Raw genomic sequence first — 25,240 nt, forward strand, 5'->3', positions numbered from 1 at the left:
TGGTCGGGGTACCGCGCCCGGTCGGGGCGACGGCCGGTTGTCTTAACCCCGGGGGGCCTGTTCCGGGTATGTCCGCGGGGGGGGGGGGCCCCCCTGGGGGCCCCCGCCCCGCCTTTCTGTTGGACTAGGTCCCTGCCGGCACGGCTAGCCAGCAGCCGGCACGCGGTACGTGCTCTCCGGAACGTCGGTGATGAACATGTGCCCGGGGGCGTGGCTGATAGCAAAGGCCGGTTTGGACGCCATCACCGCGCTCTGCGGGGTGACGCCGCAGGCCCAGAACACAGGCACCTCGCCGGGCCGGATGTCCACGGCATCGCCGAAATCGGGGCGGGAGATATCGGCGATGCCGAGCTCCCCGGGTGAACCGACGTGCACCGGCGCGCCATGGACCTTCGGCACCTCGGCGGTGACCCGGATGGCGGCGTCCACCAGTTCCGCCGGCATCGGGCGCATCGAGACAACCATGGGACCGTGGATGCGCCCTGCCGGGGTGCACTCGACGTTCGTCCGGTACATGGGGACGTTGCGGCCCGTCTCGGTATGCCGGAGCGGGATGCCCTCGGCGGCCAGCGCGGCTTCGAACGTGAAGCTGCAGCCGATGAGCACGCCCACCATATCGTCGCGCCAGAGCGTGCGGACGTCCGGGACCTCGGCGGCCAGGACGCCGTCCTTCCACACCCGGTAGGCGGGGATGTCGGTCCGGATGTCAGAGCCCTTGGCGAGTGAACTTTCGTACTGCCCCGCGGGAATGACGTCGATGACCGGGCAGGCCTTGGGGTTGAGGCGGCAGAACTCGAGGAACTCGTCCGCGTAGTCCGCCGTCACCGCGATCAGGTTGGCCTGCGTGTAGCCGTCGCTCCAGCCCGACGTCGGGGTGACCAGGCCATTGCGGAACTGCTGGCGGGCCTCGGCCGGGGCCAGGATGGCATTCGTCTGGGTCATCGGGCTGCGCTTTCGGTAGGTTCGGCGGACGCCCGCAGGTATTCCTCGTCCTCGGCGACGTTCGAGTTGCGGCCGAGGGCCAGGCCCACCACGGTCAGCAGGCAGGCAACGGTGAGGTAGATGGCCACCGGGATCCAGCTGTGGAAGGTGCTCTGCAGCAGCGTGAACATGAACGGAGCGATGGCGCCGCCGATGATGCCGGCGAAGGTGTAGGCCAGGGAGCTGCCGGTGGAGCGGAGGCGCGGGGAGAACTGCTCGACGACGAACGCGGCCTGCGGTCCGTACATGAAGGAGTGGCAGAGCAGGCCCAGCACGGTGCCCACAATGAGCATCACCGGGGAGCGGCCTTCCAGTACGATGAAGAACAGGTACGCCCAGACGGCGGCGGCGACGGCCGCGATGCCATAGACGAGGCGCCGGTTGATCCTGTCGGAGACGGCGCCCGCGAGCGGCATGGTGAAGAGCTGCAGGCCGGAGCCGATGAGCACGGCGACCAGGACCTGCCCGCGGTCGAAGCCGAGTTCCTTCATGCCATAGGTCAGGGTGAATACGGTGCACAGTGCGTACAGGACGTCCGGGCCGATGCGGCTGAGCATGGCGGCCAGGAGCGGCCGGCGCTGGGTGGCGAGCAGTTCGCGGATGGGGGCCTTGGGCTGCTCGCCGCGGGCTTCCATGGCCTTGAAAATCGGCGTGTCTTCAAGCTTCAGCCGGATCCACAGACCGAACGCCACCAGCATCGCCGAGATCAGGAAGGCGATCCGCCAGCCGTAGTCCAGGAATGCCTGCTCGGACAGGGTCAGTGTCAGGAGGGCGAGCGCGCCGTTGGCCAGGAGGTTGCCGGCGGGCGGGCCGATCTGCGCCGCGGAGGCCCAGAAGCCGCGCCGGCTGGGTTCGCCGAACTCGCTCGAGAGCAGGACTGCGCCGCCCCATTCGCCGCCGACGCCCACGCCCTGCGCGAAACGCAGGAAGACGAGGATCGCCGGCGCCAGGATGCCGATGTTGCCGTAGGTGGGCAGCAGGCCGATGAGGAAGGTGGCCACACCGATCAGCATCAGCGTGAAGACCAGGATCTTCTTGCGGCCGATCTCATCGCCCAGCCGGCCGAAGATGATGCCGCCGACCGGCCGGGAGATGTAGCCCACCGCGTAGGTCGAGAATGCCAGCAGGGTGCCGGTCACCGGGTCCGACGCCGGAAAGAAGATCAGCGGGAAAACGATGGCGGCCGCGGCGGAGTAGACCGCGAAGTCGTAGAACTCCAGCGCGGTGCCGGTGAGGCTGGCCGCGAACGCCTTGTACATGTCCTTGCGCCCGACGGCGGGCCTGGTCCCTGCGGCGGCCATTGCGGGTTGATTGGCCATTTGTTCCTCCAGAAAGAGTGTGGATGCCCATCCGTTGTGGCACGGATGCGCTGGTGCGCCGGTCTGCCCGGGCCTGCGACGCTGTCAGGGCGCGGGCATTGGGGCTGGTTGGCGGCTTCCCCCGGACAGCCGCCGAAAACGGGGCATTCTGTTGGATTGTGGAAGTGTTGAACAATCCAGCAACTGACGAACAGGCTACGCGACCTGGATCACACCGTCAAGGGGGCGGCACGCCTAAACGGTTTAAGCGCGAACGGACACTTGTGGCCCCTGGGAAGCGCTTCCCAGGGGCCACAAGTGTCCGTTCGCACTGGATTCGGCGCGCTGGAGGGGTGTGCGGTCAGGACGAGTGAACGGCGGTCTGGTGCTGTTCGGATTTGTCGAGGTAGGCGAGGAGTCGCTCGGCGGCACGCTCGTACTCCCCGGCTTCGAGCGCCTTGCAGATCTGCTCGTTCTCGGTCAGGTAGTCCTGGTAGAAGCCGCCGTCAATGGAGGCCTTGTGAAAGAAGAGCCTCATCTCGGCCAACACCTGCGACATGATGATGTTGAGGCGCTCACTGCCGGCCATAGCCACGAGGGCGCCATGGAAATGAGAGTTGGCGCTGCCGAGCCCTTCACTGTCGCCGGCTTCGGCCGCCCGCTTTCCTTCTTCCACGGCGGCGCGCACAGCCGCAATACTCTCGGCGCTGCCGCCGCCCCGGACGGCACTTACTTCGATGGCGCGCCGGACGGCATACACGTCATGGACGTCGCTGGCTTCGAGGCTTGCCACAAAGACGCCGCGATTGGGCAGCCGGACCACCAGCCGCTCACTGGCGAGTTCGGCAAAGGCCTCGCGCACAGTGTTTCGGGAAACGCCGAGCTCCTCGGAAAGGGCTTCTTCCTTCAGCTTCGAGCCGGGCGGCAGCGCGCCTTCGGCAATCTGAAGTCGGAGTTCGCTGGCCACGCGCGCGGCCACCGCGGGCACGGCAACGCGGAGACGGGATGCTGCACTCGGGTTCACTGTGGCCATACACCGAATTTACACGAACCACCCACAATCGGATTGTTGAATTGTTGAACATTTTTGCCAAAGGGTGCATCCTAGTCTAAGGACGAGTTGAGATGAGGGTCACAATGCACGCAATAGATTTGAACAGCGACGTCGGTGAATCCTTCGGGCGATGGAGCCTGGGAGACGACGCAGCCATGATGGCCTCGGTATCGAGCGCCAACGTCGCCTGCGGATTCCACGCCGGCGATCCCAGTGTCATCCGGTCCACCTGCGAGGCGGCCGCCAGGGCCGGCGTGGTGGTCGGCGCCCACGTTGGCTACCGCGACCTGGCCGGATTCGGCCGCAGGTACATGGAGGTCGACCCCCGCGAGCTGGCCGACGACGTCGTCTACCAGATCGGAGCGCTGCAGGCATTGGCCGCGACGGCCGGCACCAAGGTCCGCTACGTCAAGCCGCACGGCGGCCTCTACAACGCCATCGTCCGTAACACCGCCCAGGCGCGCGCCGTGGTGGACGCGGTGAAGTCGGTGGACCCCGGCCTCCCCATTCTCGGTTTGCCCGGATCCGAGGTGCTGCGGCTCGCGGATGCCGCAGGTCTCCGCGCTGTCTCCGAGGCGTTCGCGGACCGCGCCTACAACCCGGACGGCACGCTGACCTCGCGCTCGCAGCCCGGCTCCGTGCTGGAGGACCCGGAAGCGGTTGCCAGCCGCGTCCTGCAGATGACCACCGGTGAGGCCATCAGAGCAATCGACGGTTCGGACCTGGTGATCAACGCCGAATCGGTGTGCGTCCACGGGGATTCCCCGGGCGCGGTGGCCATGGCCGTCGCCGTGAAGCGCGCTCTCGACACCGCCGGCATCAGCATCAAGGCGTTCGTCTAGCATGAAGCGACTGTCCAGCATGAAACGACGGATCCAGGACCCGATGGCAGACACCACAGACCACATGCCCTCCGCGTCATCCGCCCGCCCCGGCAGGGTGCGCGCGGTGCGGCCCGTGGGAACACGCACGGTCCTGGCTCTGGTGTCCGGAACGCAGGACGTGCTCGCCCTGCAGGCAGCGCTCCTCGAGGCTCCGCTGCCGGGCCAGCAGGACGTCCTGGCCGCAGCCGAAACTGTCATGGTCAGGGCCGAATCCCCCGCCGCCGCACGGCGGATCGGGCAGGCCCTCCTGGAGCTGGACCTCACGGCGCCGGCGGAACAGGCCGGCGGCCTGGTGGTGATCGACACCGTGTACGACGGCGAGGATCTCGCCGAAGTGGGGCAGCTGACGGGCCTCGGTGCCGATGGCGTGATCGCGGCCCACACGGGCCAGGTCTGGACCGTTGCCTTCGCGGGCTTCGCGCCCGGCTTCGGCTACATGGTGGGTGAAAACCAGGCTCTGGAGGTTCCGCGCCGGAGTTCCCCGCGCACCGCGGTCCCGGCAGGATCGGTGGCGCTGGCCGGGAACTACTCGGCCGTCTACCCGCGCAAGTCGCCCGGCGGCTGGCAGCTGATCGGCCGCACCGGAGCGAAGATGTGGGACCTCGACCGCCCAGAGCCCGCCCTGGCCAGCCCGGGGCACCGGGTCCAGTTCCGTGCCGTCCGTGACGTGGTCACGCTGAACCCTGAACCCTCCGACGAAGCAACCCGGGACGGCAGCCAGCAGGCACTCCCGGCAACCACGTCGGGACTCCGCGTCCTGTCGCCCGGAATCCACAGCCTCATCGAGGACCTTGGCCGGCAGGGGCATTCCGCCCTGGGCGTCTCCGCTGCCGGAGCGCTGGACCGGGCCTCTCTCCGCCGGGCCAACCGCCTGGTGGGGAACGCGCCGTCGGCAGCCGCCATCGAGACCGTCGCCGGCGGGCTCAGGGTCGAGGCCATCGGTGACCAGGTCCTGGCCGTCGCGGGGGCGCCGTCGGCACTTACCGTCGTGACGCCGTCGGCCTCCCCTGTTGAGGAGGGCGGCGGCACCGAAGACCGGCAGCGCACCGTTCCGGCGGCCGCCCCGTTCGCCCTGCTGGACGGCGAAATCCTCACCATCGGGGTTCCCGACGCCGGCTTCCGCAGCTACGTGGCTGTCCGCGGCGGCGTCGATGTCCCGGCAGTGCTGGGCAGCCGGTCCACGGACACGATGTCCGGGATCGGGCCGAAACCGCTGGCAGCCGGCCAGCTGCTGCCGTCCGGCGGCGCGGCTGAGTCCGGCGTTGTGGGCAGTCCGGAAATCCAGCCCGACTACCCGAGCGGCGGGGTCACCGTGCTAGACGTCGTCCCGGGCCCGCGCGCGGACTGGTTCGACCAGGCCGCCCTCGACTCCCTCTGCGCCCAGGACTGGACGGTCAAACCGGAGTCCAACCGCGTGGGCATGCGGCTGCAGGGAACACCCCTGGAACGCAGCCGCACGGGCGAGCTGCCCAGCGAAGGAACGGTGGCGGGTGCCATCCAGATGCCGCCTGAAGGACTGCCCGTCCTCTTCCTCGCCGACCACCCCATCACCGGCGGCTACCCGGTGATCGGCGTGGTGGTGGATCACCAGCTCGACCTCGCCGCGCAGGTTCCGATCGGCGGAAGCATCCGCTTCCGCATCGCCCCCGAACAACCTTCGCCCAAACAGACTTCACCAGAACAGACTTCACAACGAAAAGCGAGTAACTGATGCACAAGGTCCTCATTGCCAACCGCGGCGAAATCGCCGTCCGGATCGCGCGGGCCTGCGACGACGCACAGCTCGCCTCCGTGGCCGTGTACGCAGACATTGACGCCGACGCCATGCACGTTTCCGCCGCTGACGAGGCATACAGCCTCGGCGGCAACTCCCCGGCGGAGACCTACCTGAACATCGACAAGCTCCTCGGCGCAGCTGCCGCGTCCGGGGCGGACGCGGTCCATCCCGGGTACGGCTTCCTGTCTGAGAACGCGGAATTCGCCCAGGCCGTGCTGGATGCCGGGCTCGCCTGGATCGGGCCGTCGCCAGAGGCCATCCGCCAGCTCGGCAACAAGATCACGGCCCGCGAGATCGCCGTCAGCGCCGGCGCCCCGCTCGTGGCCGGCAGCGACGGGCCGGTGGAATCCGCCGCCGAGGCCCGCGCCTTCGCCGAGGAGCACGGGCTCCCGATCGCCATCAAGGCAGCGTTCGGTGGCGGCGGGCGCGGCCTGAAGGTGGTCCGGAACCTGGAAGAGGTGGAGGAGGCCTTCGATTCCGCAGTGCGTGAGGCGGTGGCCGCGTTCGGCCGCGGCGAATGCTTCGTGGAGCGCTACCTGGACCGCCCGCGCCACGTCGAAGCCCAGGTGCTGGCTGACACGCACGGCAACGTCATCGTCGTCGGAACCCGGGACTGCTCCCTCCAGCGGCGCCACCAGAAGCTGGTGGAGGAGGCCCCGGCGCCGTTCCTCAGCGACGGGCAGCGGACCCAGATTTACGACGCCGCCAAGGCAGTTTGCCGGGAAGCCGGCTACTCGGGTGCCGGGACGGTGGAGTTCCTGGTCGCAGCCGACGGTACGGTCGCCTTCCTCGAGGTGAACACGCGGCTGCAGGTGGAACACCCCATCACTGAGGAAACCACCGGGATCGACCTGGTCCAGGAACAGTTCCGGATCGCCGCCGGTGAGCGACTCCGCATCACCGAGGATCCCGCCCCGCGCGGCCACGCGTTTGAATTCCGGATCAACGCCGAGGATGTGGGGCGCGGCTTCCTGCCCTCCCCCGGCACCGTGAGCGAATTCACGGCACCCACGGGCCCCGGCGTCAGGCTGGACACCGGAGTCCGCTCAGGGTCCTTCGTGGCGCCGCAGTTCGACTCGCTCCTGGCCAAGCTGATGGTCACCGGCGCCGACCGTCAGCAGGCCCTGCGCCGGGCCCGCCGGGCCCTGGCCGAAATCAGCATCGGCGGAGTAGCCACCGTCCTGCCGTTCCACCGCGCGGTAGTGGAGGCTCCGGACTTCACCAACGAGACCGCCCTGGATGTCCACACCCGCTGGATCGAGACCGACTTCGCGGACAGCATCCCGGCGGATCCCGGCTTCAGCCCCGCCGGTCCCGAAGGCCGCCGGCGCACCATCACCGTGGACCTGGACGGCCGCAGGCTTGCCGTCGGACTGCCGGCTGACCTGCTGGACGGGTGGGCACGCTCGGGCCAGGCGCTTCCCGGCGGCCTGGGCGCCGCAGCTGCCGGCCCGTCCGACGGCGGCTCCCCCGATGGCGCTGCCGCCGCTGACCCGGCGGAACTCCGCGCCGCCATGAGCGGCACCGTGGTGAAGTGGCTCGTGGAGCCGGGCGCCGAGGTGGCCGCCGGCGATCCCTTGGTGGTCCTGGAAGCCATGAAGATGGAAACCAGTGTCCCGGCCCACCGGGGCGGCGTCCTTTCCGGCGTCGCCGCCGCAGCCGGCGACGTGATCACCGCCGGCTCGGTCCTGGCCGTTATCGGCTAAGCCGGGCACGGCGCTCAAACAGACGGGGCGCAAAAGGTAAGAGGACGACGGCGGGGCCTCCCGCCGTCGTCCTCTTGCTTTTCGCTTTAGCCGGCCAGCGTCCTCCGCAAAATCATGGGGATCACTCCGCCGACGGCGAGGAGGTCGCACTCCAGCGCCCCCGGCGCGAACGTACACTTGGGGCCCTTGGGAAACGTTTCCTGAGGGCCCCAAGTGTACGTTCGCGCTAAGTCGGCATGTGTCAAACCTCACCCGCCATTTGGGCCGCTTCCGGTTGAAATGCCCTCCCGCGCCTGTGCATCATAGAGTGAAGCCTCCTAGGAATACGCTTTCCACGGCGGGCTTAGAAGATCAAACACAACAAAATCCTGGTGGACGCAATGAGGCCAAACCGGTGAGCTCGTCGAGCTGCCTAACGCCTCCGAGCGTTCCTGGGCTGTCCTGTTCCGCGGCATCGCATAGGCGCCTTGCCCAGACACGAAAGCACTGAGAAATGACCTTTGACAACGCTGAATCAATGACGATCAAGATCTGGGACCGTTCCGCTGTGGACCACACACTGGAGTCGCTGGTGCACGATTTTTCGAGCCGGGCGAACGCCCACAAGAATGACGTTGCGGTCCACCTGACCGGCCCGAACACCTTCACGCTCAGCCTGAACACCGCGGGCCTCTAGCCAGCACCCCTGACAAAACGCAAGAGGACGACGGCGGGAACATCCCGCCGTCGTCCTCTTGCGTTTTCTCCGATAGTGCGCCGGATAAACCGGGCAGCCCGTCAGGCGCGGTCAGGCTCGGCCAGGAGGGCGTCGATCTGTCCGGCGGCCTCCTTCATCCCCTCCTCCATGCCCATCTCCATCATCTGATTCATCTGCTCTTCGGACTCGAAGACGGACTGGACGGTCATCCGGGTGCGGCCACCGACGTCCTCCAGCGTGACCGTCGCGTGCGCGGCGCCTATCTCCCGGACCGGCGCACCGTTGTCATCGGCGAACCCGTCGTCGAACTCAAGCCGGTGCGGGGCCTGGATGTCGGTGATGCGCCACCAGCCGTGGGGTTTCTCGCCGTCCGGGCCGGTCATGTAATACGAAGCCTCGCCGCCGGGGGTGAATTCGTACTGGCTGAACGTCGCCGGATAGGTGGGCGGGCCCCACCAGCGCTCGAGCTGCCGTGGGTCTTCCCAGATCTGCCAGACGCGCTTCACGTCGGCGTCGAACTCTGCCACGAGGGTGAAGCTGAGCGCCTCGGGATTCTTGGTGGTACTGATAACCGTCATTGCCGGACCCTTCCTATTCTTCAGTGAGTTCTTCAGCGAGGATGTCTGCGATCCGGTCGACGCGCTGCCGCCAAATCGCCTCGTACTCGTCAAGCAGCCGGCGGGCGTTCTCCAGGCCGTCATGGTTGCCCCGCACGATCTGCTCCCTCCCGCGCTTCTCCTTGGTCACCAGAGAGGCGCGTTCCAACACCGCCACATGCTTTTGAACGGCGGCAAAACTCATGGCGTAGAGGGCCGCCAGCCCGCTCACCGAATACTCGCCCACCGTCACCCGGCGCATGATGTCCCGCCGGGTGGTGTCCGCGAACGCCTGGAAGAGGCGGTCAAGTTCGGCATCGCTAAGCTGATCTACAACCATTTGGTTGTAGGATATGACTGCCGGGAGGGCGTGTCAATGGGCTGACTTGCCAGCGGCTTCCGCAGGCACCGTGCCGTCGTCCTCGTACTCCACGGCGCCGGCGAGGTCGCGGCCGGCGACGTATCCGAACGCGAGAGCCGGGCCGAGGTTGATGCCGCCGGCCGGATAGTGACCGCCCATCACGCTGGCCTGGTCATTGCCGGCGACGTACAGGCCCGGGATGGGCCTGCCGGCCTCGTCCAGGGCGCGGGAGCGGCCGTCCACGTCCAGCCCGGCGAACGTCCCGAAGCTGCCCGGCACCACGCGCACGGCATAGAACGGGCCCTTCTCGATGGGGCCCAGCGACGGGTTCGGCTGCACCGTGGCGTCACCGCCGTAGCGGTTGAAGGGCGTGGAGCCCCGGCCGAAGTCCGGATCCGCACCGTCGGCTGCATGGCGGTTGAACCGCTCCACCGTCTCCCGCAGCCCGGCGGGATCGATGCCGCAGCGGCCCGCGAGTTCCTCGAGGGTGCGGCCCTTCTTCAGGTAGCCGGAGCGCAGGTAGGGGAAGAGCGGCACGGGCAGCGGCTTGGCCATGCCCAGCGGGAAGCGCCGCACAAAGCGCGAGTCGGCGATCTGCCAGGCCTCCGCCTGCTCCCCCGCCGGCGTTGCCTCGAGCATGGCGGCCACGTAGTCGTAGTACCCGTTGGCCTCGTTGACGAACCGCTTCCCGTTGCGCAGGACGCCGATGCTGCCCGGCTTGGCGCGGTCCATGATGTGCGGGAACGTGCCGGTCCGCCCGTTGCGGTACGGCACCAGCGACACAGGGCACCACGCGGCCGCGGACTTCACATCGCTCCGGAAACGGGCACCCACCTGCTGGCCCAGGCTGATGCCGTCGCCGCTGGCCTCCGCAGGCGCCAGCGTCCAGTGCTCGCGCCCGGTGGGCGCGTGCGGGAACAGTTCCTTCCGACGCTCCACGTCCTGCGGAAAGCCGCCGGCGGCCAGGACCACGCCGCGTGCGGCGTTGATCCGTAGTTCCCCCTCGGGGGTTCCGACGACGGCGCCCGTCACCTTGCCGTCGCTGTCGGTCAGCAGGCGGCGGGCCGGCGTGGAGACGCGGATGTCAACGCCGAAGCGGTCTGCGGACTGCAGCAGCCGGCCGGTCAGGGCAGTGCCGTTGACCAGCTGCATGTTGCGCCGGTGGATCAGCAGGTCCAGGATGTGCAGGCCGAAGCGCCGGCCCGCATGCAGGAGGCCGCGCGGATTACCCCGGGACGCGGACAGGAATTTGGCCAGATCCGGTCCTGCCATGATGCCCATCCCCAGGAACGAGGTTTCATACAGCTGGTGCCGCAGCTTGGCGCGCAGCTCCGGACGGATCCGACGGGCGTTCATCGGTTTGGGCCCCACCGAGCGGTGCCCGGTCCCGGCGCCGGGAAGCCCGCCGTAGATGTCGTTGATCCTGGCGCCGGGGACGAACTGCAGCGACGTCTTCTGGTGGAAGAAGCCCACCATGTGCGGCACGGCCTCCAGGAACGCGTCCACCCTGTCAGCCTGGTAGTCGGCCCCCAGGACATTGCGGAGGTAGGTGCGGAAGGACTCGTTGTCCTCGGTAACGCCGGCCGCCTTGGCCAGCGGATTGCCCGGCGCCCACGCCCAGCCGCCCGACCATGCCGTGGCGCCGCCGCAGACGTCGGCCTTTTCCACCACCACGACCTTCAGCCCGTGGTACGCGGCCGTCACAGCGGCGGCCAGGCCGCCCGCGCCGGAGCCCACCACCAGGACGTCGCAGTCAAGGGTGCCGCAGTCAAGGGTGTCGGGGGTTGGTGCTGTTGCATCAGTCGGAAAGGTCATCTCTTGCTCCAGTGCTTCTTTCAGTGTCCGAATTCGTCCGAGTCCAGCCGCGGCGGCGCGCCCGTGTCGAGGGCATCGATGCCGGCCATTTCCGCCCCGGTAAGAGCGAAGCCGAAGACGTCGAGGTTTTCGCGCTGCCGGCGGTCATCGGCCGACTTGGGGATGGCCGCCCGGCCGGACTGGACCTGCCAGCGGAGGACCACCTGCGCCGGCATCTTGCCGTATACCTCGGCGGGACCGGTAACGGCAGGGTTTGAGAGGAACCTGCCGCTGCGGCCCAGCGGGCTGTAGGCGGCGGTGAAGATGCCGTGCTCCCGGTGGAAGGCCAGCTGGTCCGGCTGCCGGGTTTCGGGATCGATCTGCACCTGGTTGATCGGGGTTTCCAGGCCTGCCGCCTGCAGCTCCCGCAGGTGGGCCGGCTTGAAGTTGGAGACGCCCCAGCATCTGATCAGCCCCTCCTGCGTCAGCTCGATGAGTCCCTCCGCCGCCTCGACGAACCGGCCCTGAGCAGGGTTCGGCCAGTGGACCAGGAAGAGGTCCAGGTACTCGGTGCCGAGCCGCCGCGTTGCCGCGCCGAAAGCCTCGTGCACGCCTGTCCGGCCGTGCCATTGCCTGTTGAACTTGGTGGTGAGGAACAGGTCCCCGCGGGCAATGCCGCTGCGGCGGATCCCCTCGCCCACGGCCTCCTCGTTGCCGTAGTTCTCGGCCGTGTCGATGTGCCGGTACCCGTTGCCGATGGCGCGGTCCACCGCGTCGGCGGCTTCCTCGCCGGTCATGGGCCAGGTGCCCAGGCCGACCAGGGGAATGACGACGCCGGGCGCCAGTTCCGCCGTCGCGCTTTCCAGTGCTTCGCTTTCCAGTGCACCGCTCTCCAGTGCACCGCTTTCCAGTACACCGCTCACTTGGTTCCTGCCTTCAAGAGGTTGTCCGCTTCCTGCAACACCGCGTCGGCTGCAGCCTTGAGCGTCCGTGCCCAGCCCGGCTCTCCGAGCCGGGCGACCGTGCTGTCCGAGGGCACTTCCACGCTCACGGGAACATCGGCGGGGAAGACATTGACGAGGGCGGCGAGGTCGAAGCCGCCTTCACCCGGAACACCGCGTTCCGAGCGGGACTCCGCCACCAGCCCCGCGCGGTCAGCCGGACGGGGGGCAGGCCCGTCGCACAGCTGCAGCATCGGCACCAGGCCACGGTTCGCCGAAAGATCCGCCCACTGGGCGGAGCCGGGGACCGCCCCGAAGCGGTTCAGGTGGAGCGCGTCCACCACGATGTTGCACCCCGACGTGCGGGCCAGGGCCACGGCGGCGGGGACGGAGTTCACTGTCTGGTAGGAGATGGGCTCCAGCGTGGGGACGATTCCGTGGTTGCGGCCGTCCTCCGTCATGCGCGCCAGGGTGTCTGCGAGGCGGGCGGGATCGGGGTCGGACGCGGCCACCGTCAGGGATGCCGCACCCAGCGCCTGCCCGGCCGCCATCATGGCCAGCCAGGCGTCGCGCTGGTCGGTGCCGTCCAGCAGCAGGAACTCGATGTCGCGGACCGTGACGCCGGTGTCGGCCATCCTGGCGAGGGTCTCCCTCAGCATCGGCGACCCCGGCTGCAGGTCGTAGGGCCGCTCGCCCGGAGTGACGGGGCGGACGCGGGCGCCGATGAAGTCGAAGCCGGCCTCCGCGGCGATGGCCACCAGCTGGGGCGGCGCGGTGTTGAGGAGGGACAGCTGGGCCAGGCCCAGCTGCCGGCGCGGTGCGGTCATGATGCTGCTCCGTTCATGCTGAGTTCGAGGGGTCTGGACGGCCCGGTGAGTGCCGCGGGCGCCGCGGCGAGTGCGGCGGCGATGCGCTGCGCCGCGTCGTATCCGCTTTTCACCGCGTTGGAGGCGATGGCCGGGGTCCGGTCCACCGCCGTTCCGGCGAACGCCACCGGCACACCGGCCACCTGGGCCAGGTCGGCCTCGCGGTTCTCTGCGGGGAAGGAATCGTCCAGCGGCAGCACCGAACGGGACACCAGCAGGCTTCCCGGTGCGTCCAGCCATTCCCGGGCGGCCCCGTTCCCGGAAATGCCGGCGATCCGGATCCGGCCGCCGTCATATTCCTCGATGGTGGCACCCAGCCGGATCCTGACCCGGGGATTCTGTTCGAGCCGGGGCACGGCAAGGATCTTGGCCCGGCGCCCGGATTCCGGTGCGAGGACCTCCTGGGGCCCCACCAGCAGCACTGCGGTTCCGCGGTCCGCAAGGGTGTCGGCCAGGCTCATCGCCACAGAGTCCGCGCCCCAGATGGTTACGGCGTCCGGCACGTCGCCGCCACCGCCCTCATCGGAATTCAGCACCCCGGGGTTGGCGGCGAGCCATTCACGCACGTCCGTCACACCAAGCAAATGATCGCCGGGGAAGCCGGCCCCGGGCCGGGTCCCGCCGGTGGCCAGCACCACGGCGTCGGCCCCGGTTTCCCGGACCAGCGCCGGAACGTCGCTCGGATCCACCCGCCTGCCCAGCCGGACCTCAATGCCCAACCGTCCGTTCTCTGCGGCGGACCAGTCGGTGAAGCGGTGGAAATCCGGGGTGGATTTCATCTGTTCGGCGAGGGCGAACTGCCCGCCCAGCCGGGCGCCGCCGTCGAGCACCGTGACCTGTGCTCCCGCCACGGCGAGTTCCCGGGCGGCGGTGAGGCCGGCCGGGCCGGCCCCCACAACGGCGACGCGGGCGCCCGGCCGCACCGCCGGCGTCGGAACCGGAATCCTCGAGCGACCGACCGCGGGGTTGACGGTGCACGTGACCTGCCCCTGGCCGAGGGTGTCGATGCAGACGTTGCAGGCGATGCAGGGACGGTAGGCCTCGCCGTGGATGACGCCGCCCACAAACGCGGGGTCGGCGTGGATGGCGCGGGCCAGGCTGACGAAATCGCAGGCACCGGCGCTGAGGACCTCCTCGATGACGGCCGGCGAATTCAGCCTGCCGGCCATGCCCAGCGGCAGCCCGAACTGCCGGTAGGCCGCGGCGTAGTCCCGGAGCAGGCCGGGCTGCCACTCGCCGGGCTGCACGATCCATTCGCCGGCGTCATAGCTTCCGGCGGACAGGTCGAGGAAGTCCAGCCGGTCCAGATGCGCCTTGGCCATGATCGCCACCTGGCGTTCGGCGCTGATGCCGTCCGCCGGGCCCTCGACAACGGACACCCGCACCCCGAGGAGCGCGTCCGGCGCCGCATCCCGGACGGCGTCGATGACCAGATTCAAAAAGTGTTCCGGCGCTGCAAACTCGTCCGTGCGGTGGTTGGAGATGGGCGACATGAATTGGTGGATCAGGTAGCCGTGGGCGCCGTGGATGTTGATCACATCGAAGCCCGCGGCCATGGCGCGGCGGGCTGCCGCGGCGTAGGACGCCACGAGGTCGTGGCATTCCTCGGCGGTCAGTTCCCGCGGAACCTCCCCGCCGGCCACCGCGCACGGCACCGGCGACGGCGCCACGTTCTTGTGTCCGGACACGGCGGCCTGGGCGGTGCGGCCGCCGTGGTTAAGTTCGACGGCGGCCAGCGCACCTTCCGCGTGCAGGGCGTCAGTGAGCTGGCGCAGTCCGGGAATCATGGCGTCGGTGTGCAGGCCGAGCTGGTGGGTGCGGCCCTTGCCGTCGGCCCGCACGTACGTGGCTTCGGTGGTCACCAGCGCCAGGCCGGCCCGCGCACGGGTGACGAGGTAGTCGATGTACTGTTCGGTGATGCGCCCGTCCGCCATGCCGTAGTTGCGCTCCATCGGGGCGGAGGCAAGCCTGTTCCGGAGGGTCCGCGGCGTGCGGCCGTTCCGGCCCAGGGTGAGCGGGCGGGCGGCGTACTTTGTGCTCGCGTCCATTTCCTAGCCTGCCGCTTCCGCCGGGACGCGGGCTTCGGCTGAAACCTCGACGCCGGCCGGCACCTCGACTGCCGACGGAACCCCCGCGTCTGTGAACCGGACGGGGCGGCCGGTACGGGAGGACTCGTAGACCGCCAGCAGGATCCGCAACGATTTGAGGGCGTCTCTGCCGGTGATGGCGGGCTCGGTGCCGGCGTCCAGCGCCTGCACGAAGTCGCGGACCTGGCTGGTGTGGTGCGGAATCAGCTGGCCGTTGATGGTGGAGAGGTCAACGTTCGGCTCCACGCCCTCGGGATGGACGGGCTCTACAGTGATCTTCTCCCCCACTGCCCACAGGTCCAGCCGGCCGTCGCTGCCTTCGGGGAACTCCGTCAGCGACGCCGAGGCACCCGTTTCCCCCGTGATCCTCAGCTGGATGCCCAGGTTGGGGGACACCGCCGTCGACGCCTCCAGTGTTGCCATGGCGCCGGAGGTGAAGGTGATGACGGCGGTGGCGGAGTCCTCCACCTCGATGTGGCCGCCGTGCCGGAAGGTGTTGACCTTCCCGTAGACCTCCGCCACGTCACCGAGATACCACTGCAGCAGGTCGATCTGGTGGATGGCCTGTGTCATGAGGACGCCGCCGCCGTCGTTCTCCCAGGTGCCGCGCCACGCATCGCGGGAGTAATACTCCGGCGCGCGGTGCAGCATCACGGAGCACTGGGCCATGAGCGGCCGCCCCAGCGTCCCGTCGTCGATGGCTTCACGGATCTTCTGTGCGGCCGGCCAGAAGCGGCGCTGGAACAGGGCCCCCAACTGCACACCGGCCTCCTCGCATGCAGCGACCATGCGCTCAGCTGACCCGAGCCGGGTGGCGATCGGCTTCTCGCACAGCACGTGCACCCCGGCTGCCGCGGCGTTGAGCACCACCTCTTCATGGGTGGGGTGGGGCGTGCAGACCGAGACGATGTCCACGCCCAGCGCCAGGATCTCATCCACGGTGTTCACCGCGTTCGGCACGTCCCAGTTCCGGGCGGTGGCGTGTGCCCGGTCAAGGTCGATGTCGCAGACGCCTACCACCTGCACGTTGTCCAGGGCGCCGAAGGCCTCGAGGTGGTTGCGGGAGATGGCGCCGCAGCCCACGATGCCGACTCGGTACGTGCGGGGGGCGGTTGCTGGCGGGGTCATGGTTCCAACTTTCTTTCTGGACGGAAGACGGGACGGGGCGGGGTTTGCGGTGGGATGCGGGTTTCAGCGGGATGTGGGATTCAGGCGGAATGCCGGCGCTGGCGCGGCTGGCCGAGTTCCTCGAGGGGAGTCTTGTGGGTTTCGCGGGCGCTGGCGATGGCGATCGCGGAGACTGCCAGGCAGGCCACGGTGAACACTGCCACCGGAATCCACCCGCCGGGACCCGGCTGGGCCAGGACTGTGGCGATGGCGGGGGCGAATCCGGTGAGGATCAGGCCCATCTGGCTGCCGATGGCCATGCCGGAGTAGCGGACCGGCGCCGGGAACATTTCGGGGAAGAAGACGGTCCACACCCCGTTCCAGCAGGAGTAGAAGACGGACATGTTCAGGAATCCGAAGACGAAGACCATGGCGATGTTGTGCTCGCTGATGGCCCAGAAGTAGCCGAACGCGGTGACGGCGCAGCCGAGGGAGCCCACCAGGAGCACCTTCTTGCGGCCCAACCGGTCCGAGATGATGCCGGCCAGCGGGATGGTGAACATCGACAGGCCGATGGTCACGGCGTTGACCGTGAGCATAAGGGTCCGGTCCAGGCCGATGCCCTTGCCGGTGGCGTAGGCCAGGGCATAGACGGTGAAGGTGGTCTGCATGACGGAGAACAGCATCACGAGGGCCACGCGCAGGACGTCCCGCCACTGGGTTTTCAGCACCTCGGCCGCGGGGATGCCCTTGGGCTTCTTCGCTTCCACGGTCTCCTCGAAGACGGGCGGCTCCTCCAGCCGGGTGCGGATCCAGTAGGCGACCAGCAGCACCACGGCGGACAGCCAGAACGGGACGCGCCAGCCCCAGCCCAGCAGCTGTTCCTCCGGGAGGGCGGCGAGCGGAATGAACACCACCGTGGAGAGCACCATGCCGGACGCGTAGCCGGTCATCACGAAGCTGGTGAAGAAGCCGCGGCGTCCTTCCGGGGAGTGCTCCATGGTCAGGGTGGACGCGCCGGCGGACTCGGCGCCGGCGGAGAATCCCTGCGCCAGCCGGCCCGCCAGCAGCAGCGCCGTGGCCCAGTAGCCGATCTGGTCGTAGGTGGGCAGGAAGCCGATGCCGATGGAGGCAACGCCCATGATCACCAGCGTGATCATCAGGGCCTGCTTGCGGCCGATCCTGTCCCCGAAGTGGCTCATGATGACGCCGCCCAGGGGCCGTGCCAGGTAGCCGACGCCGAACGTGGCCATCGCGCCGAGCAGCGCCACCACCGGATCGCCGCCGGGGAAGAAGATCTTCGGGAAGACCAGCGCGGCGGCCGTGCCGTAGATGAAGAAGTCGTAGTACTCCAGCGTGGATCCGAGGAAGGAGGCCAGTGCGGCCTTCCGCGGGGTCTTCGCCGGAAGGCTGTCCGCGCGGTCCAGGACGGCGGTCTCCGCGGCGGGGGTTGGGGGCTGGACATGTCCCATAGGTTCTCCTCGTTGAGTTTCCAGGGCGGCCGCCACCGAGGGTGGTGGGGCCAAAGGGTTGAGCCTGCACCGTGTCCGGTGGCTGGCGCTCTGGAGGAAAACACTAGGAGCAGGGAAAAGCGCCGGGGCCAAACTTCCCGTTCAACGGGACGTCAGCGTGTCTGGCCGCGGGCCGGATGGGACGCTAAAGCACCAGGTCAGGGGCCTTGAAGCCACGGCCGCGTGCCGTAGGGGCGGCGCTCGGCGCCCATGGTCCGGGACAGGCCGCGGCCCGCGGCCACCAGGACGGGGAGCACCACCTTGGGGTCCTCGTCCGCCGTCGGAATGACGACGGCGATCGCCCCGATCACGCTGTTGCCCTCGCCAAAGACGGGAACCGCGTAAGCCGTGTTTTCCTCGACCAGCACGCCCGCCATCCGGACATATCCGCGCTCGCGGATCAGGGCGAGCTGGGCGCGCAGGCGCGCCGGATCGGTCTCCGTGGAGGCCGTGGTTTTCTCCAGCGGCCCCGCCAGGAACCGTTCCTGCACATCGCGCGGCATGTGCGCCATCATGGCCATGCCGGAGGACGTGTTGTGGATCAGGAGCCGGCCGGCCACGGCGGCCAGGTTGGTGGCGGTGCCGTGCCGGTCCAGCTGTTCCAGGTAGAGCACGGTGCCGGAACCGACGTCGGGAATGGAGAGTGAGACCTGCTCACGCACAGCGGCGTGGACGCCTTCGAGGAACGGAAGGCCCCGCCGTCGGAATTCCTCAAGGGGATTGCTGCGGGACGCCAGTTCCCACATCTTCATGCCCACGCCGTAGTCGCCGGCCTCGCCGCGGTTCAGCAGCCCGCTGTCCACCAGGTCGTTGGCTAGCCGGTGGGCGGTGCTGCTGGACATGCCGGTGGCGCGGACCAGTTCGCTCAGCGACATCCGCGGCCGGCCCTTCGAAAAGGCATCCAGGATCTTGACGACGCGCTGGATCACGGATTCGCCGGAGGGCGAGTTGGCCATCAGGCCCGCCGCAGCCCGGAGGCGTCCCCGCCGTAGTCCAGGCCGATCTGCCGGGCCGCCTCCTGCAGGCGCGGCACCACGGACTTCTCGATGTCCTCGGCAGGTGACCTGTGCGTCTGCAGGGAGACGTTGACGGCCGCCACCACCTCATGGCCGCGGCACACCGGCACCGCCACGCCGCGCAATCCCTCTTCCAGTTCCTGGGACACCATGGCCCACCCCCTGGACCTGGCCCGCTCAATTTCCGCCCGCAGCTGCTCCAGGCTGGCAACGGAATGCTCGGTCAGCTTCTGCAGCCGCACGGTTTCGAAGTAGGCCTGCAGCTCCGGCTCGGCCAGGGCCCCCAGCAGCACACGCCCCATGGAGGTTGCCCACGCCGGGAACCTGGTGCCCACGGTGATGGTCACGCTGAGCAGCCGGGGCGAGGGGACGCAGGCGACATACACGACGTCGGCGCCGTCGAGGATGCAGAGGGATGTGGTCTCGTTCAGTTCGGCAGCGAGCGCCTTCAAATGCCGGTCCGCGATGGCCGGAAGCTCGAGGTTCGCCAGGAAGGACCGTCCGATGTCCAGCGAGCGCGCGGTCAGCTCGAAGTGCGCCCCGTCCGCCCGCACGTAGCCGAGGTCGGCCAGGGTGAGGAGGAAGCGCCGCGCGGAAGCCCGGGTGGTGTCCGCCGCGACGGCCACCTGGGACACCGTCAGCCGGGGCGTGTTCGGGGTGAAGGCGCGCAGCACGTCGAACGCCTTCTCGACCGACTTCACAAAATAGGCCGGCTGTTCGTCCATGAGCTACCTGCACCTCAAGCTTCGCTGTTCCTGACGTACCAAGAATACGGGCCGCCATCCGGCCAGGGGCGGGCAAGCAAGAACGGATTGTGAGCCGCTTCACTCTGCGCTATCATTTTTCTAGTCGCATATCGCACGACTGTTCGCGATACGCACAAATTCAAAAATCCGGACCCCGTCTTTCAGTGCGGAAGGACCCCTGCAATGACCGATCTCGCCCCCAATGTCACCGCTGAGGCGAAGCAGTACCAGCTCAAGCGCGCCAAGAAGGCCGCCCTCGCCGCCTTCCTCGGCGGCGCGCTGGAGTACTACGACTTCTTCATCTACGCCACCGCGGCGTCGCTGGTCTTCTCCAAGATCTTCTTCCCGGCGGGCGATGCCACCGTCGCCCTCATCGCCTCGTTTGCCACCTTCGGCGTGGCCTACGTGGCCCGCCCCTTCGGCGCCGTCGTCTTCGGCCACCTGGGGGACAAGATCGGCCGCAAGAACACCCTCGTGCTGACCCTGGTGCTCATGGGATCGGCCACGTTCCTGATCGGTGTGCTTCCGGACTTCAACGCCGCCGGATACTGGGCGCCGGCCCTGCTGGTGGTCCTGCGCCTCATGCAGGGCCTCTCCGCCGGCGCGGAAACCGCAGGCGCTTCCGCCCTGTCCACCGAGGAGGCTCCGGAGGGCCGCCGCGGCTTCTTCGCCAGCTTCGCCATGAGCGGCATCTCCGCCGGCATCGTCCTGGCCTCGCTCGCCTTCCTCCCCGTGGCCGCCATGAGCGAAGCCGACCGCCTCGCCTGGGGCTGGCGCATTCCGTTCTGGCTCTCCCTCGTGGTGCTGGTGGTCGCGTACCTGGTTCGGCGCTCCCTCGAGGAGCCCGAGGTCTTCGAGGAAAAGCACGACCACGGCGAACTGGTGAAGCTGCCGTTCGCCAAGATGTTCAAGACGCACCCGGCCCAGTTCTTCCAGGTTGCGCTGATGTCCTTCGAGACTGTCACCAACACATTTATGCAGTCCTTCGGCCTGGCGTACGCCGTGTCCGTCGGCGTCCCGGCCTCCACCATGCTGTGGGTGAGCATCCTGGGCAACGTCATCGCCATGTTCAGCCAGCCGCTGCTGGCCCATCTTTCGGATCGCTTCGGCCGGCGCCCGGTGTTCATCGCCGGCGTCCTGGGATCCGGGCTGATGATCTTCGTGTACTTCTCCGTCATCTCCACCGGCAACATCCCGATGATCTTCCTCGCCAGCACGGTGATCACCGCCGGCACGTACTCGATGTCCAACGCCATCTATCCGGCCTGGTTCTCGGAGCTGTTCAACGTCAAGGTCCGCTACTCGGGCATGGCCATCGGCCTGCAGGTCGGCATCCTCTGCGCCGGCTTCACCCCTCTGCTGGGCACCGCCCTGGTCGGCGCCGACAAGGCCAACTGGGGCCCCGCGGCCTGGATCGTCGCGGCCTCGTCGCTGCTGGCCGTCGCCGGTGCGTACTGGGCCCGCGAAACCCACAAGACCCCGCTGCGGCAGCTCGGCAACCCGGTCAAGTAGCCGCAGCGCAACCAACACAGCGCGAACGAGCAGTTGGTGCCCTCAGATTGCTAATTTGAGGGCACCGACTGCTGTTAACAGGAGGACCCGCATGGAGCTGCGGCAGATCGAGGCCTTCCTTGCCGTGGCCGAGGAACTGCACTTCGGCCGGGCAGCGCACCGCCTCCGCATGGCCCAGTCGCCGCTGAGCCAGACGATCCGGAAGCTCGAGAAGGAGCTCGGCTCAGACCTGTTCGAGCGCAACACCCGCTCGGTGGCCATGACGACGGCGGGTGTCGCCTTCCTCCCCCATGCCCGCCGGATCATCGACGAACTCGATCTCGCCCGCCGTTCCGCCGTCACCGAACCCGGCACGTTCTACGGCCGGCTCAGCATCGGCTTTTCCGGGGCGCTGAACCACCGGACGCTTCCCCCGCTGACCCGCGCGCTCCGCCACCGCTACCCGTCGCTCGACCTCACCCTCACGGGCGGCCTGCTGACCCAGGACGCCCTGCAGCAGCTCCGGAACGGTTCGCTGGACCTCGCCTTCGTCGGACTGCCGCTCGATGCCGGCCCGCTGTCCACGCGCAGCATCGCGCTCGAACAGCTGGGCGCCACCGTTCCTGTGGACCACCCCCTGGCTGAGCGGCCGGCTGTCGGGCTCGCCGAGCTGTCCGACGACGGTTTTGTCACCATGCGCGCCGCACAGGGGTCCACCCTCCGCGAGGCCATCTTCTCGGCCTGCGCCACCGCCGGGTTCCGGCCGCGGGTGGCACAGGAGGTCACCGACCCCTACACCGCGCTGTCGCTGGTGGCCGGCGGTGTCGGGGTGAGCCTGATGCCCACCTCCATGGCCGGCATCATGCCGGGAGGCACCGTGTTCATTCCGCTGACCGGCACCGCTCCCCTGCTGGAGTCGGGCCTCGCCTGGAACCCGGACGGCATCTCACCCGCCCTTGCTCTGGCCCTGGCCGTCGCCGAGGAAGTCCTTCCCACTCCGGCCGGCTGAGGCACCCGACCCGGCCTCCCGCCGTCGTGCATTATGCGGTTTCCCCACATACTCATTGACCAAATAAGTGTTGGACGCGGCACAATCCCGGTGGCCACGATGGAGGGGACATCCGCCCCCAACGATGAGGACACCCCATGGGAACTTTTGCCGTCACCTACGCCTACGCCGCCAACTCGTCTGCCGGCCGGGACGAACACCGCCCGCGCCATGTCGAATTCCTGCAGGAGCAGTTCGACGGCGGCGCGCTGGTGAAAAGCGGGCCATTCGGGCCGGAGGAGGATCCGGGCGCGCTGCTGATCATCGAGGCGGACTCCAAGGCCGACGTCGAGGCACTGATGAACCAGGACCCGTTCTACCGCAACGGCCTCGTGGCGCAGCGCAGCATCCGGCAGTGGAACGTGGTCTTCGGCGCCAGCACCAGCGCCGGCCGGAACTAGGAGCGCACCATGCTGATCGCGCGCACCGTCGCCAGGGAGACCATCCGGTACGAGGACGTTCCGGAGCCGGTCCTCGAGCCCGGCCATGCCCTGGTCCGCGTCCACAGCGTCACGCTCTGCGGGACCGACCTCCACATCTGGGAGGACGACTATCCGGCGGGGCTGCCCGTCATCCAGGGCCATGAATTCGCCGGCATCGTCGAGGCCATCGGAAACAACAGCGCCGGCATCCGCGCCGGTGACCGCGTCGCGGTCAGCCCGATGGTCTACTGCGGAGAGTGCCGCCCATGCCGCCTGGGCCGGTTCAACGTCTGCGAGAACATCGGCTGCATCGGCTGCTACTCGGACGGCGCGCTGGTGGAGCTGCTCAGCGTCCCGGTCGAGAAGCTGTGCCCCGTGCCGGACGGCCTGGACCTGGATCTCGCAGCCATGGCCGAGCCCGCGTCCATCGCCATGCAGGCGGTGAACCGGGGCCGGCCGTCGCCGGGGGAAACGGCCCTGGTGCTGGGGAGCGGTCCGATCGGGCTGCTCGCCACGCTGTACCTGACGGACCTCGGGGCTGCCGTGGTCTGTGTGGACACCGAGCCGGGCCGGCTGGAGCTGGCCTCCGCGTTTGGCGCAGTGGACACGCTGCTAGTGGATCCCCGTGCGGATTTCCCGGGCGCAGACCAGGGCGTCCGGCTCGATGCGCTGACGGATTCGTCCGGCCCGGAGCTGGTCATCGAGGCCACGGGTGTCCCGTCCTCGTTGGAAACCGCCATCCGCCTGGTGGCGAGCGCCGGGCGGATCGTGCAGGTGGGGATTTCGGCGCGGACCGCGTCCGTCCCGATGAACACCATCCCGTTCAAGGAGGTCGACCTGCTGGGCAGCCGGAACAGCCTGAACCTCATCCCGGCAGGGCTGAAACTGCTGGCCCGGCACCGGCAGCAGGCCCGCGCGCTGATGACCCACCGCTTCCGCCTCGAGGACCTGCAGCAGGCCTTCGAACTGATGCGGAGCCGGACCGAGCCGGTGGGCAAGATCGTGGTGGAGATGCCGGCCGCGCAGTCCGCCCGTCCGGCGGGAACTGCCGCACTTAGAGAGGCACTGGCGTGAGCGGGGGCGACGGGGCGGCTTACCCGCTGCTCACTCCCGCCGGGAACATCCCGGGCACCTACGACGTGGTGGTCGTGGGCAGCGGCGCAGCCGGCCTGGTCGCCGCGGTCCGGGCGGCCGACGCCGGGCTGCGGGTGCTGGTGGCCGAGAAGGCGCGCCTGCTGGGCGGCACCACCGCTGCCGGCGGCGGGGTGATGTGGGCGCCGAACAACCACCTCGCCCGGCAGGCCGGCTACCGGGACAGCCACGGGGACGGGGTTGCGTATCTGACCGCGGCCGCCGGGCACGTGCTGACCCGGGAGGAAGTGGAGTGGTACGTCACCATGGCACCGCGCGCCGTCGCCTATCTCGACGCCGAAACCCGGCTGTCGCTGACACCGATCGCACGCCCGGACTACCACATGGAATGGCAGGGGGCGGCCGACGGCGGACGCGGCCTGGACAACGACGCCTTCGACCCGTCGGGGTACCCGGGCCTCGCAGAGGTGATCCGGCCGTCGTCGTACTTTCCGCTGCTGACCATGACCGAGCGCGACCAGTTGAACGGCCGGGCCGCGGATCCGGAGCTGCTGGCACGGCGGGCCGCCACTGGCGTGCGGACCATGGGCGGTGCCCTGGTGGGGTCGCTGCTGGCGAGCGCGCTGGACCGCGGCGTGGAGATCGCAGTCTCCGCGCCGGTCGATGATCTGGTCCCCGATGGTGACAAGTGGACGGTGGCCCTCGGCGGCGCCGCAGCCGGCCAGACCGTCTCAGCGGCCGCCGTCGTGCTCGCATCCGGCGGCTTCGAGTGGAACCCGCGGCTGCGCAGGGCCTTCCTGCCGTTCCCGGTGACGCCCATCAGCGCTCCGTCCAACGAGGGCGACGGCCTGGAGCTGGGGCTGAAGGCCGGCGCCGCGGTGGCGGACATGACCGCGATCTGGGGTGTGCCGGTGATTTCCGAGGCCGCGCACGAGTACGACGGCGTGCGCTCCGGCCGGATGGGGAACGTGGAAATGACCCTTCCCGGCTCGGTCACCGTGAACGCGGCCGGCAAGCGGTTCGTGAATGAGGCACTGAACTACCACGATGCCTGCCGCGTGTTCGCCTCCGTGGACCCGGCCACCGGCCGCCAGCAGAACAACCCGGCCTGGCTCGTGTTCGATGCGGCTTACCTGGCGAAATACCCGGTGGCGGGCTCGGCTGCGGGCACTCCGGCGGACTGGATGACGGCCGCGGATTCGCTGGAGGAGCTGGCTAGCCTCGTGGGGATCGATCCGGTTGGGCTGGCCGCCACGGTGGCACGGTTCAACACCGACGCCGGGCAGGGAGTGGACACGGAGTTCCACCGCGGCGCCACTCCGCAGGACCGCTTTCTCGGCGACGCTGCCAACACCCCCAACCCGTGCCTGGCACCCTTGACGGCGGCGCCGTTCTACGCCGTCCGGATTTCCGCCGGCGTGCTGGGAACCTCCGGCGGCCTGGACACCGACTTCAACGGCCGCGTCCTGGACCGGCACCGGCAGCCAATCCCTGGACTCTATGCTGCCGGCAACGTCTCCGCGGGCGTTTTCCGCAACAACTACCCCGGCGGCGGAGCAACCCTGGGCTCGGCCATCACTCGGGCCTTCGCAGTAGGGGAGCACCTCGCCAAGAACCTCTAACCGGACTCACGGATGGAGTTTTTGTCCACTTGTCGCGACTTTAGGGCGGGCAAATTCAAGTAGTCGGAGCAACGCGGGGGGTTATGCCGCCTGTAGCAGCTGGCTGAGCCGGTTGGCTGGGGTGTCGAGGTTGAGGGTTGGTC

General features: G+C 68.9%; 22 protein-coding genes. 9 read left to right on the forward strand and 13 right to left on the reverse strand.

Annotated features, from left to right (window positions below; all coding sequences use genetic code 11):
• Positions 1 to 144 precede the first annotated feature (144 nt).
• The 3 genes from ACFVTE_RS20425 to ACFVTE_RS20435 form a co-directional block, all read right to left on the reverse strand.
• The gene (locus tag ACFVTE_RS20425) at positions 145 to 942 is read right to left on the reverse strand and encodes a putative hydro-lyase (protein WP_387103635.1); all 798 of its coding nucleotides are present in this window, start codon (positions 940 to 942) and stop codon (positions 145 to 147) included.
• Entirely contained in the window at positions 939 to 2,300 is a 1,362-nt protein-coding gene (locus ACFVTE_RS20430) for an MFS transporter (protein WP_387103637.1), read from the reverse strand. The genes ACFVTE_RS20425 and ACFVTE_RS20430 overlap by 4 nt, the downstream gene beginning before the upstream one ends.
• A 340-nt stretch (positions 2,301 to 2,640) precedes the next feature.
• Positions 2,641 to 3,312 (reverse strand): GntR family transcriptional regulator, encoded by a 672-nt coding sequence (locus ACFVTE_RS20435; protein WP_387103640.1) that lies wholly within the window; start codon positions 3,310 to 3,312, stop codon positions 2,641 to 2,643.
• 104 nt (positions 3,313 to 3,416) lie between these two features.
• On the opposite strand from ACFVTE_RS20435, the gene ACFVTE_RS20440 reads away from it, so the two are divergent.
• The 4 genes from ACFVTE_RS20440 to ACFVTE_RS20455 all read left to right on the forward strand — a co-directional run bounded on the left by ACFVTE_RS20440 (position 3,417) and on the right by ACFVTE_RS20455 (position 8,376).
• Positions 3,417 to 4,175, forward strand: coding sequence for a LamB/YcsF family protein (locus tag ACFVTE_RS20440; RefSeq protein ID WP_387103693.1), 759 nt, complete (start codon positions 3,417 to 3,419; stop codon positions 4,173 to 4,175).
• 64 nt (positions 4,176 to 4,239) lie between these two features.
• A complete protein-coding gene (locus ACFVTE_RS20445; RefSeq protein ID WP_387103696.1) occupies positions 4,240 to 5,928 on the forward strand; it encodes a 5-oxoprolinase/urea amidolyase family protein in 1,689 nt (562 codons plus the stop codon).
• The gene (locus ACFVTE_RS20450) at positions 5,928 to 7,700 is read left to right on the forward strand and encodes an acetyl/propionyl/methylcrotonyl-CoA carboxylase subunit alpha (RefSeq protein ID WP_387103643.1); all 1,773 of its coding nucleotides are present in this window, start codon (positions 5,928 to 5,930) and stop codon (positions 7,698 to 7,700) included. Before ACFVTE_RS20445 ends, ACFVTE_RS20450 begins: the two co-directional genes overlap by 1 nt.
• A 493-nt stretch (positions 7,701 to 8,193) precedes the next feature.
• Positions 8,194 to 8,376, forward strand: coding sequence for a hypothetical protein (locus ACFVTE_RS20455; RefSeq protein ID WP_331575490.1), 183 nt, complete (start codon positions 8,194 to 8,196; stop codon positions 8,374 to 8,376).
• A 101-nt stretch (positions 8,377 to 8,477) separates the two neighbouring features.
• Here the strand turns inward: ACFVTE_RS20455 and ACFVTE_RS20460 are convergent, their stop codons facing one another.
• The 10 genes from ACFVTE_RS20460 to ACFVTE_RS20505 form a co-directional block, all read right to left on the reverse strand.
• Positions 8,478 to 8,975, reverse strand: coding sequence for an SRPBCC domain-containing protein (locus tag ACFVTE_RS20460; protein WP_387103646.1), 498 nt, complete (start codon positions 8,973 to 8,975; stop codon positions 8,478 to 8,480).
• 13 nt (positions 8,976 to 8,988) lie between these two features.
• Positions 8,989 to 9,333, reverse strand: coding sequence for an ArsR/SmtB family transcription factor (locus ACFVTE_RS20465; protein WP_387103648.1), 345 nt, complete (start codon positions 9,331 to 9,333; stop codon positions 8,989 to 8,991).
• A gap of 33 nt (positions 9,334 to 9,366) precedes the next feature.
• On the reverse strand, positions 9,367 to 11,169 hold the full coding sequence (locus ACFVTE_RS20470) for an FAD-dependent oxidoreductase (RefSeq protein WP_387103650.1): 1,803 nt from the start codon (positions 11,167 to 11,169) through the stop codon (positions 9,367 to 9,369).
• Positions 11,170 to 11,189: 20 nt separating this feature from the next.
• Positions 11,190 to 12,071: an aldo/keto reductase gene (locus ACFVTE_RS20475; RefSeq protein ID WP_387103652.1), complete on the reverse strand. Its 882-nt coding sequence runs from the start codon at positions 12,069 to 12,071 to the stop codon at positions 11,190 to 11,192.
• Complete coding sequence (locus tag ACFVTE_RS20480) at positions 12,068 to 12,916, reverse strand: sugar phosphate isomerase/epimerase family protein (protein ID WP_387103654.1); 849 nt, start codon at positions 12,914 to 12,916, stop codon at positions 12,068 to 12,070. The genes ACFVTE_RS20475 and ACFVTE_RS20480 overlap by 4 nt, the downstream gene beginning before the upstream one ends.
• On the reverse strand, positions 12,913 to 15,003 hold the full coding sequence (locus tag ACFVTE_RS20485; protein WP_387103656.1) for an FAD-dependent oxidoreductase: 2,091 nt from the start codon (positions 15,001 to 15,003) through the stop codon (positions 12,913 to 12,915). The genes ACFVTE_RS20480 and ACFVTE_RS20485 overlap by 4 nt, the downstream gene beginning before the upstream one ends.
• Before the next feature lie 3 nt (positions 15,004 to 15,006).
• Positions 15,007 to 16,170, reverse strand: coding sequence for a Gfo/Idh/MocA family protein (locus ACFVTE_RS20490; protein ID WP_387103659.1), 1,164 nt, complete (start codon positions 16,168 to 16,170; stop codon positions 15,007 to 15,009).
• A gap of 80 nt (positions 16,171 to 16,250) precedes the next feature.
• Positions 16,251 to 17,621, reverse strand: coding sequence for an MFS transporter (locus tag ACFVTE_RS20495; RefSeq protein WP_387103662.1), 1,371 nt, complete (start codon positions 17,619 to 17,621; stop codon positions 16,251 to 16,253).
• Positions 17,622 to 17,818: 197 nt separating this feature from the next.
• Complete coding sequence (locus ACFVTE_RS20500; RefSeq protein WP_387103665.1) at positions 17,819 to 18,616, reverse strand: IclR family transcriptional regulator; 798 nt, start codon at positions 18,614 to 18,616, stop codon at positions 17,819 to 17,821.
• Complete coding sequence (locus tag ACFVTE_RS20505; RefSeq protein ID WP_387103667.1) at positions 18,616 to 19,401, reverse strand: IclR family transcriptional regulator C-terminal domain-containing protein; 786 nt, start codon at positions 19,399 to 19,401, stop codon at positions 18,616 to 18,618. Before ACFVTE_RS20505 ends, ACFVTE_RS20500 begins: the two co-directional genes overlap by 1 nt.
• A 204-nt stretch (positions 19,402 to 19,605) precedes the next feature.
• Here ACFVTE_RS20505 and ACFVTE_RS20510 point away from each other — a divergent pair, with 204 nt between their 5' ends.
• The 5 genes from ACFVTE_RS20510 (at position 19,606) to ACFVTE_RS20530 (ending at position 25,097) form a co-directional block, all read left to right on the forward strand.
• Positions 19,606 to 20,934: an MFS transporter gene (locus tag ACFVTE_RS20510; protein WP_387103670.1), complete on the forward strand. Its 1,329-nt coding sequence runs from the start codon at positions 19,606 to 19,608 to the stop codon at positions 20,932 to 20,934.
• A 91-nt stretch (positions 20,935 to 21,025) separates the two neighbouring features.
• On the forward strand, positions 21,026 to 21,922 hold the full coding sequence (locus ACFVTE_RS20515) for a LysR family transcriptional regulator (protein WP_387103673.1): 897 nt from the start codon (positions 21,026 to 21,028) through the stop codon (positions 21,920 to 21,922).
• Between the two features lie 137 nt (positions 21,923 to 22,059).
• Positions 22,060 to 22,362 (forward strand): YciI family protein, encoded by a 303-nt coding sequence (locus ACFVTE_RS20520; RefSeq protein ID WP_387103675.1) that lies wholly within the window; start codon positions 22,060 to 22,062, stop codon positions 22,360 to 22,362.
• A gap of 9 nt (positions 22,363 to 22,371) precedes the next feature.
• Positions 22,372 to 23,457 (forward strand): zinc-binding dehydrogenase, encoded by a 1,086-nt coding sequence (locus ACFVTE_RS20525; RefSeq protein WP_387103678.1) that lies wholly within the window; start codon positions 22,372 to 22,374, stop codon positions 23,455 to 23,457.
• Positions 23,454 to 25,097, forward strand: a complete 1,644-nt coding sequence (locus ACFVTE_RS20530; protein WP_387103681.1) for an FAD-dependent oxidoreductase — start codon at positions 23,454 to 23,456, stop codon at positions 25,095 to 25,097. The genes ACFVTE_RS20525 and ACFVTE_RS20530 overlap by 4 nt, the downstream gene beginning before the upstream one ends.
• Positions 25,098 to 25,240: the final 143 nt, after the last annotated feature.

Origin of the sequence: Arthrobacter sp. NPDC058097 (assembly GCF_042884885.1) — a bacterium.
GTDB lineage: Bacteria > Actinomycetota > Actinomycetes > Actinomycetales > Micrococcaceae > Arthrobacter.